Annotated in this window: 6 protein-coding genes and 1 pseudogene; 1 reads left to right on the forward strand and 6 read right to left on the reverse strand. The window is 43.3% G+C overall.

Annotated elements, in window-relative coordinates:
- Window positions 1-183: 183 nt before the first annotated feature.
- Window positions 184-1,437 carry a beta-ketoacyl-ACP synthase II gene (gene fabF / locus IQ230_RS25650; protein WP_193935015.1) on the reverse strand — a complete coding sequence of 418 codons (1,254 nt, stop codon included), beginning with the start codon at window positions 1,435-1,437 and terminating at the stop codon, window positions 184-186.
- 139 nt (window positions 1,438-1,576) lie between these two features.
- Window positions 1,577-1,828: an acyl carrier protein gene (gene acpP / locus IQ230_RS25655; protein ID WP_099700342.1), complete on the reverse strand. Its 252-nt coding sequence runs from the start codon at window positions 1,826-1,828 to the stop codon at window positions 1,577-1,579.
- A 251-nt stretch (window positions 1,829-2,079) separates the two neighbouring features.
- Here acpP and IQ230_RS25660 point away from each other — a divergent pair, with 251 nt between their 5' ends.
- Window positions 2,080-2,982, forward strand: a complete 903-nt coding sequence (locus IQ230_RS25660) for a CoB--CoM heterodisulfide reductase iron-sulfur subunit B family protein (protein WP_193935016.1) — start codon at window positions 2,080-2,082, stop codon at window positions 2,980-2,982.
- A gap of 140 nt (window positions 2,983-3,122) precedes the next feature.
- Here IQ230_RS25660 and IQ230_RS25665 read toward each other — a convergent pair whose 3' ends face one another.
- The 4 genes and pseudogenes from IQ230_RS25665 to IQ230_RS27170 all read right to left on the reverse strand — a co-directional run.
- Window positions 3,123-3,641, reverse strand: a complete 519-nt coding sequence (locus IQ230_RS25665; protein WP_193935017.1) for an Hsp20/alpha crystallin family protein — start codon at window positions 3,639-3,641, stop codon at window positions 3,123-3,125.
- Between the two features lie 193 nt (window positions 3,642-3,834).
- Complete coding sequence (gene lpxD / locus IQ230_RS25670; RefSeq protein ID WP_193935018.1) at window positions 3,835-4,884, reverse strand: UDP-3-O-(3-hydroxymyristoyl)glucosamine N-acyltransferase; 1,050 nt, start codon at window positions 4,882-4,884, stop codon at window positions 3,835-3,837.
- Window positions 4,885-5,034: 150 nt separating this feature from the next.
- The gene (locus IQ230_RS25675; RefSeq protein WP_193935019.1) at window positions 5,035-6,270 is read right to left on the reverse strand and encodes a BaiN/RdsA family NAD(P)/FAD-dependent oxidoreductase; all 1,236 of its coding nucleotides are present in this window, start codon (window positions 6,268-6,270) and stop codon (window positions 5,035-5,037) included.
- Window positions 6,271-6,323: 53 nt separating this feature from the next.
- Window positions 6,324-6,576: pseudogene (locus IQ230_RS27170) on the reverse strand (hypothetical protein); the annotation flags it as partial.

Consider the following 6,576-nt stretch of genomic DNA (forward strand, 5'->3'; position numbering starts at 1 on the left):
TGTGGGGAGCCAGTGCGCTCTTGGGGGTAGCGCTCCAAGCGGACTTCGTCGCCCTCCGTTGAGTGCAACTGGCGTGGATTAGGGGGCTGATACAAGTGCGGTTGCTAAAGATTTATACATTGATTCAGCAATGCTTTAAATTTTTCTCTGCTTTGTTTTTGACACACAATTGCATTTCATTCACTAATCAGTGAACTTCTGAAATACCAAAGTGACATTATGCCCACCAAAGCCAAAAGAATTTGACAAAGCAACATCTACTTTTTGGGCGCGAGAAACATTAGGTACATAATCCAAATCGCACTCTGGATCGGGATTTTCTAAGTTAATCGTTGGTGGTAGTTGGTCATGTGCGATCGCGAGAGTTGTTGCGACAGCTTCAATTCCACCCGAACCGCCTAATAAGTGCCCAGTCATTGACTTAGTTGAGCTGATTGCGACTTTGTACGCGCGATCGCCCAACACTTTTTTCATCGCTGCTGTTTCAGTCGTGTCATTCATTGCGGTGCTAGTACCGTGGGCATTAATGTAGTTGACTTGCATTGGATCTAACAAAGCATCTTTGAGTGCAAGTTGCATAGCACGATTTGCACCTTCGCCTCCAGGTACAGGTGATGTCATATGATAGGCATCACACGTCATTCCGTAGCCGACAATTTCAGCATAAATGCGCGCGCCACGACTGCGGGCGTGTTCGAGCTCCTCTAGTAGCAGAATTCCCGCTCCTTCACCCATGACAAATCCATCGCGATCGCGATCAAAAGGACGACTAGCATGAGTCGGATCGTCATTACGAGTAGACAGCGTTCGGGCTGCAGCAAAACCTGCAACAGACAGTGGTGTGACTGCTGCTTCTGCGCCGCCACAAATCATTGCTTGGGCATAACCGCGCTGAATCATCCGAAACGCATCGCCAACTGCATTGGAACCAGCAGCACATGCTGTAACTGGACAAGTATTTGGTCCTTTAGCACCAATATGAATTGCTGTTAATCCTGCTGCCATGTTTGCGATCATCATTGGCACCATAAATGGGCTACATCGGTCAGGACCGCGATTGAGATAAACTGTTTGTTGGTCTTCTAGTACCTTAATCCCACCAATACCAGTACCAATAATTACACCCACTTGTTCTGCGTTCAGTTCATTGATGACAAACTGTGCGTCTGCAAGCGCTTGTAAACTGGCTGAAACCGCAAATTGAGCAAATCGATCCATGCGCTTGGCATCTTTGCTGTCAAGGTAGTCATGAGGATTAAATCCTTTGACTTCACCAGCAATGCGGCACTTGTGATGGGAGGCATCGAACAAGGTAATCGGACCAATCCCACTGCGTCCATTTATTAACCCTTCCCAGTACTCATCTGGAGTATTGCCAATCGGCGTGATAGCACCGATACCCGTTACGACAACACGTTTTTTTTCCTTATCTGTCATACTTCAGTTGAGCCAGCTTCCTGACTGAATAACGCAGAACAAATGAATTTTTATTTTTGGGCGCTGGCGCGATCTTCAGACGATTTAATCACGAGTGCGATCGCATTCCTTGCGCCACCTTGTCAGATGTGCCTCACACCTAAGCGGATGCAGTCACTTTGTTGCTGATGTAATCTACAGCTTGCTGTACAGTTGTAATTTGTTCAGCTGCCTCATCGGGAATTTCAATATCAAATTCTTCCTCTAAAGCCATCACAAGTTCAACAGTATCAAGCGAATCGGCTCCTAGGTCGTTCGCAAAGTTTGCTGGTGGTGTCACCTTTTCAGCTTCAACACTCAGCTGCTCAGTCACAATTTTCTTGACTTTTTCAAAAATTTCCGCTTCGCTCATAAATATAACGTCCTCAAGCAGTTGCAAAAAAATCCCTCGATTGGGATGAGATGGTTTTAAGCATATTTATCTTATCGAAAAGCGCGATCGCTTAAACACTCCAAATGGTCTGTTTTCCTACTGTCACTAAAAGTGAAGTGAGGAACAAGAGACTGGATAAGGTAAGAGAAGCAATTGTGGACTGAGGTTAGGATAGAAAAGGTTATCTTTAAGTTTTATTCCTTATTCTAGTTGCCCGTCCCTAATTTCTTATGTCTTCCCATTTAAAATATGCTTATTTTCCTGGTTGTGTTGCCCAGGGAGCCTGCCGCGAACTTTATCAATCTACGCAAGCATTAACTCAAGCTTTAGGTATTGAACTTATAGAACTTAAGAAAGCTGCATGCTGTGGTTCTGGTACTTTTAAAGAAGATTCACTGCTACTAGAAGATACTGTGAATGCCCGCAATATTGCCTTGGCGGAAGAATTAAATCTTCCCTTACTGACACATTGCAGCACTTGCCAAGGAGTTATTGGTCGTGTTGATGAGCGTTTGAGAGAGTCTCAGCAGACTAACCCTGCTTACCTTGAGCAAGTCAATGACTTACTTACCCAAGAAGGCTGTTTACCCTATCGCGGTAATACCACAGTCAAACACTTGCTGTATGCAATTGTTGCTGATTATGGATTACAAGAACTAGAAAACCGTGTATCACGACGCTTGAGCGGTATCAAATGTGCTGCTTTTTATGGCTGTTATTTACTGCGTGCTCAAAAATCCATGCCCTACGATGACCCCTACAACCCCCAATCAATGGAAAATGTGTTTCGGGCAGTTGGTGCAACACCAGTATACTATCGCGGGCGAACTCAGTGCTGTGGTTGGCCGCTTTCGAGTTATGCGACTACACAAGCATTTAAAATGGCAGGAATGCATATTCAAGAGGCTCTCGTAGCTGGTGCAGATTGTATGGTAACTCCTTGTCCTTTGTGTCATCTCAATCTTGATTCTCGTCAACCCGAAGTAGAAAAAGTAGTGGGCGAAAAACTAGGTTTACCTGTGTTGCATTTACCTCAACTCATTGCTTTGGCACTAGGCATTAAACCTAAAGAATTGGGGTTAGAAAGGCATATTGTTTCTACTCGTCCTTTGTTAGAAAAATTAGGATTTTAAGTTTTAAATAAAAAGAGCTGAGTAGATTAATTTTATGAAAAATTCTACTCAGCACAAGAATTATCTAGAGTTAACAGGTATCAACTAACTGAAGTAAATTATTACTAGTTAGCCGTCTTTTTGCTCGATTACGCATTAAGTTAATTGTTGTCTTTGGTTTGCGTCTCGCTCGATACATCTACCGTGTGAGTAGTATCGGAACCTGCGATCGCCTCTCTATTACCTCCTGTTAAATTAATGTGGACTACACGGTTAATTGCTTCAGCAACCTTAGGTAGCGTCAAAGTCAAAATTCCATCTTTATAACTTGCTTCAACTTGTTCGTTTTCGACTGCTACTGGTAATGGAATTATTCTTTGGAACTTACCATAGCGAAATTCAGAATGCCAAAATCCCCGCTCTTCTGTTCGTTGTTCTTGACGAGTTTCACCTGTAATAGTCACTGTGTCTCGGGCAACTTGCACATCAAGATCTTTAGCATCTATTCCAGGAATTTCAGCTCGTAAGATAACATTTTCTTCACTATCTTGCATTTCAATCGCAGGCATCCAGTTTACCTTTAACTCTCGATTAAATCCTGCAATCTCGTCAAACATCCGATCCATTTGACGCCGTAAGGCAGTAATTTCTTGAAATGGTTGCCAATGTACTAATGCCACGGTCAAGTCACCTCCATAGTTCAGTAAAAGAGACTGACTCAAGTTGTCACTCAACGATGAACTTATTCAATATAAAAGTTGAGCATAGGTGCGTTTAATAGCTTTCTTACTTGCACCTTTACTTCTATATTAGCTAATAAAAATATAAGTGAGTGAGGATAACCCTACTATAAAAGTAGTGTTGCTGGCATATTTATTTTTCTCTACTTAAGCTGCGTTGTAACTGCTTGAGAGTTTGATAAATTTCTGGTAAGCGCGTGTAAACAGCAGATGCTTTGAGAAAATTTTTGTGTGATATGGCAGGATTTCCTGAAACAATTGTTCCTGGTTGAACATCACTATGAACCCCCGCTTTAGCAGAAGCAACAGCCCTATCTCCAACTTTTACTTGATTGGCAATTCCCACTTGACCTGCAAGAATAACTTGATTGCCAATTTTTACACCGCCAGCTAAGCCAACGTGGGCGGCAAATGCACAGTTAGCACCAATCTGACAACCATGACCGATTTGTACCAAGTTATCAATTTTTGTATTTTTGCCAATGCGTGTTTCTCCCACTGCTGGGCGATCAATCGCGCTGTTGCAACCCACTTCGACACCATCTTCTAATACGGTGTATCCCGACTGTTCCATCTTGACCCACCCTGTCGGTGAAGGAACAAAACCGAAGCCTTCTCCACCAATGACTGCACCACTATGAATTACGCAGTCAGAGCCAATTTGGCTGCGCTCGTGAATTGTACAATTAGCATGAAAAATAGTGCGATCGCCAATTTGGACTTCGGGGTAAATCACGACGTTGGGATGAATACAGACGCGATCGCCAATGCTAACACCTGCTTGAATGACAACATGCGCGCCAATATATACGTCTTCGCCGAGTTTTACGGAAGGATGAATAACTGCACTAGGATGAATTTCGGGTGCAGGGTGGAATGGCTGATAGTATAGTGCGATCGCTCGTGCAAATAGTAACCGTGGTTGGGAAGTCGCAATCCAAGCAATCCCGCGTGATTGTGCTTGTATTTGTAGATTTTCATTCTGGGGCAAAATCAATGCACTAGCTTGAGTTGTGGCAACTTGCGAGGCAAATTTGGCACCTTCGATATAGCTTAAAGTCCCCGCAGCAGCTTCTTCAACTGGTGCTAATCCATCAAGATCTGGATCGCAGTCTTTATTAAGATCAAGGCTATTGTTGGCAGCAGCTTCACCGAGTTTTTGAACAACTTCGCTAAATTTCATCTTTGACTTTTATAGTTTCAAAAACTAATTGAACCATTTTATAGTAGAGGTCGGAGGTCAGGGGTCAGAACAGTTGTAAGTGTTGAAAAAATTCTAATGCCTTCGGCACTTTTGTTCGCGAACAATTCAAAATTCAAAACTCAAAACTAACTAATAGACTACTCCCATCGCTTGACCAGCTAGCCACGCCGTTGTCCAAGCGCTTTGGAAGTTAAAGCCTCCAGTGATGCCATCAATATCTAGGATTTCTCCAGCAAAGTAAAGCCCTCGACAGAGACGACTTTCCATCGTTTTAAAGTTGACTTCTTTGAGACTGACACCACCGCAGGTAACAAATTCTTCTTTAAAAACTCCCTTACCTTGAATCAAATATTGTCCTTGTGTAAGTTCTTGGACAAGTAGATTTAAGCTTTTATGCGATATTCCCGACCAACGATCTTCATGGCTAACATTAATTCGCAATAATAAGTACTGCCACAGACGACGTGGTAATTCAACAGGACAGTTACTTGCGATCGCCCGTTTTGCCCATTCAGTTTTAAGTGCAAGTAATTTTTGGCGAATATCTTCAGGATTACTGTGCGGCAGCCAGTTGATGATTAGAGTTGCCTGATATTTCTCGTCATATAGCATCCGTGCCCCCCATGCAGAAAGTTTCAGCACCGCAGGACCACTCAAACCCCAGTGAGTAATAAGCAATGGACCTGTTTGTTCGAGTTTGTGACTACCAACTGACAACCGTAAACGAACTGTATCGACACTTACCCCAGCTAGTGCGCGTAGTTCTTGATCAAGAATGTTGAATGTAAACAGTGATGGTACGGGCGATTCAATATGGTGTCCTAAACTTTCGGCGATGTGATAACCGACTTTATTGCTTCCTGTTGCAAGTAATATGCGATCGCATGTAATAATTTCTCCTGATTTCAACTGAATTTCAAATCTCGAAGTCACGCTATCCAGCTTCTTCACAGAAACCACTGCTGCGCCCTTATAAATTTCGATTCCTAAAGCGATCGCCTTTTCCATCAAACAATCAACAATCGTCGCCGAGTCATCGGTGACAGGAAACATTCTGCCATCAGGTTCAGTTTTCAGTTTGACTCCTTGTGCGGCGAACCAATTGACAGTATCGCGGCTTTGAAATCGGGTAAATGCCCCACGTAAGGCTTTGCCACCTCTCGGATAATTTTGCACTAAAGCAGCTGGTTCAAAACACGCATGAGTAACATTGCATCTTCCACCGCCAGAGACACGGACTTTGGCTAATGGTTGGTGACTTGCTTCTAAAATAATGACTTGAGTATGAGGATGAGCTTGTGCTGCTGCGATCGCACCAAAAAAACCCGCTGCGCCTCCCCCAATAACAACAATTAACGGTTGCAATTTACCTAATTCCTACAAAGCAATCCAAGACAGTTCTACATATCAGCCTAGCGTTATGCCACTTCCCTATGCCAGTCGCTTTCTAGAATCGCCCATAACTTCACATCTTCAAATACTCCCCACTTTCGGACTCGCTGGCGTAACACTCCTTCTTGTACAAATCCATTTTTCTGCAGTACCTCACATCTTGCACCTATCAGGAAAACCACTAATACATGAATAAGTAGTGTAAGAAAGTGACAGCAGAAGCGGAAATTCGCTTTTGTGGCAGAGAGTAATTCAGAAAACTTGATTTGTAGAGAAATT

This window comes from Gloeocapsopsis crepidinum LEGE 06123 (assembly GCF_015207655.1).
In the GTDB taxonomy this organism is placed as follows: domain Bacteria; phylum Cyanobacteriota; class Cyanobacteriia; order Cyanobacteriales; family Chroococcidiopsidaceae; genus Gloeocapsopsis; species Gloeocapsopsis crepidinum.

Excerpts from the sequence above, each read along its gene's own strand:
- IQ230_RS25660 (WP_193935016.1), top strand. The coding sequence starts at position 2,080 with ATGTCTTCCCATTTAAAATATGCTTATTTTCCTGGTTGTGTTGCCCAG.
- acpP (WP_099700342.1), bottom strand. The coding sequence starts at position 1,828 with ATGAGCGAAGCGGAAATTTTTGAAAAAGTCAAGAAAATTGTGACTGAG.
- lpxD (WP_193935018.1), bottom strand. The coding sequence starts at position 4,884 with ATGAAATTTAGCGAAGTTGTTCAAAAACTCGGTGAAGCTGCTGCCAAC.
- fabF (WP_193935015.1), bottom strand. The coding sequence starts at position 1,437 with ATGACAGATAAGGAAAAAAAACGTGTTGTCGTAACGGGTATCGGTGCT.